Source organism: Moorena sp. SIO4A1, from assembly GCF_010672065.1.
Taxonomy (GTDB): Bacteria; Cyanobacteriota; Cyanobacteriia; order Cyanobacteriales; family Coleofasciculaceae; genus Moorena.
On sequence record NZ_JAAHHX010000355.1, the window covers coordinates 1 to 2,103 of the forward strand.

Consider the following 2,103-nt stretch of genomic DNA (forward strand, 5'->3'; position numbering starts at 1 on the left):
GCAAGGGTTCTAGAGCGCTATACCTTAAGTGGGAATATTACTCAGCTCGAAAGGCTTTATGAAGAGGTTGTAAAAATTAGGCTTGTGCAATTGAGTCGTCGTGCTTAGTTTTAATGTTGTTTGGAAAGTTACCTTATTATTGTTACCGAATGGACTACAATTAGTCTACCTCAGTGTAGTCCATTTGGTAACAATAACTCAGTCCTGAGTAAATGACAGAATTTGAGCATGGGAAAAGCAGGCAAAGCCCTCAAACAAGTATTGGAAAGCTACGGCATCAGTCAGAATCGAGTCGCTGTGCTGATGGGAATTGGGCGTTCCAATATTTATCGTTGGGTGAATGAAATTAGAGATCCAGGCGCTGAGATGGTTCTTCAACTTCGGGATGCGCTGTATCAGATTAATCCAGCAGCAGCAGAAGATTTTGTTAAGCTTTATTTGGGTCGTCCGGGGCAAGATAACGATTCGTCTTAGTTGCGAAGCAATTGCTAGATATATCTATCAATATGGAGCAATTCACCTCACGTTATACCCATCGGGTTAGCGTGAGGTGAATTGCGGTCAGAAGCTTAGTTCTACTCAAGTGGCATTCCTGGATAGAATTATGTTATAATTTAAATATGCTGAGACTAACCTACGAGTACAAACTGATTCCTTCCCAAAAACAAATCGCCGTCATTGAAGATATATTGGCGGTTTGCAGAAAAGTGTGGAATTACGCTTTAAGGGAACGAAAAGATTGGTACAAAAGTCGAAAGTGCGCAGTTAATTATTGTTCATTACAGCATGAATATATAATTCCAGTAGATCAGCCATATCCTAACTACAAAATACAAGCTGCTAATTTAACTAAAGCCAAAAAAGCCAATCCTGAACTCAAAAGAATAAATGCTCAGGTCTTACAACAAGTTTTAAAGACTTTAGATCGAGCATTTAAAAACATGAAAGAACAAGGATATGGTTTTCCTAGATTTAAAAATCCATATCGGATGCGATCGTTTGTATTTCCTCAATTTAAAACAAATCCAATAAATAATGAGTGGATTAAACTGCCTAAAATTGGATTAGTTAAACTGAGATTATCACGACCAATTCCAGATGGTTTTAAGATAAAGCAAGTTAGAATAGTTAGACGAGCTAGTGGTTATTTTGCAATGCTGTCTTTACAAAGTGAAGTCAGTGTTCCTGATACTCCACCACGGGGTCATCCCCTTGGGATTGATGTTGGGTTAGATAAGTTTTTAGCAACTTCTGATAATCAACTAATAGAGCGACCTAGATTTTTAAAAAAGCTGCACAGTAAGCTTAAATTGCTACAACGCAGATTGAAGCTAAAGAAAAAAGGTTCCAAAAATAAACATAAACTAAATTGTCAAATAGCAAGACTTCATCAGAAAATATCAGATACCCGAAAAGATTTTCACTTTAAGTTAGCAAATTATCTTTGTGACCAGGCTGGAATGATATTTGTTGTTGGCGAAGCCTGTCCGAAGGACATGGACTTAGATTTTAGAACTTGGGCAAAAGGAATGTTAGGTAAACATACCCTTGATGCGGGTTTTGGTCAGTTCTTTGATATCTTAGCTTGGGTTTGTTGGAAACGAGGCGTATATTTTGGCAAAGTTGATTACAGATATACTAGTCAAATTTGTCCAAATTGTGGTATAAATACAGGCAAAAAAGATTTGTCTGAACGCATACACAAATGTCCTGAATGCCATTATGAAATTAACAGAGATGTTTCAGCTGCTCAAGTGATTTGTCAACGTGGTATTACTGCGGTCGGACAGATCGTGCTAGAAAATGACTGTGTAGGCGGGCTGTCGGGGGTTTACAACAACCTAGATAAGTGCTTTGGAAGCAGTAAACCCAAATTGTGAAGTTTGGGAATCCCCCGTTATAATCTCTGATTTAACGGGGGATGATGTCAAACTGTATTTGCTACCGTGCTTAGTGCTGGGTTCAAGTCGAGGAGTAGAACCACAGACCAATTACTTAACACAACTTGTCATGGAAGATCAGCAAATCTATCAGTCTGTTGTTAATTCTCTTAGGTCTGCTATCGGTCTGCTTGATTTGGAGCAAGACTCACCCTTGCGAAAG

3 protein-coding genes are annotated in these 2,103 nt (G+C 38.6%); all 3 read left to right on the forward strand.

The genetic code is table 11. The features are described from left to right. Positions 1–228: 228 nt before the first annotated feature. On the forward strand, positions 229–474 hold the full coding sequence (locus F6K53_RS38175; protein ID WP_293084951.1) for a helix-turn-helix transcriptional regulator: 246 nt from the start codon (positions 229–231) through the stop codon (positions 472–474). A 146-nt stretch (positions 475–620) separates the two neighbouring features. Then, the gene (locus tag F6K53_RS38180) at positions 621–1,880 is read left to right on the forward strand and encodes a transposase (protein WP_293084953.1); all 1,260 of its coding nucleotides are present in this window, start codon (positions 621–623) and stop codon (positions 1,878–1,880) included. Further along, a partial coding sequence (locus tag F6K53_RS38185; RefSeq protein ID WP_293084956.1) for a hypothetical protein occupies positions 1,855–2,103 on the forward strand: 249 nt, incomplete at its 3' end. The genes F6K53_RS38180 and F6K53_RS38185, both read left to right, overlap by 26 nt.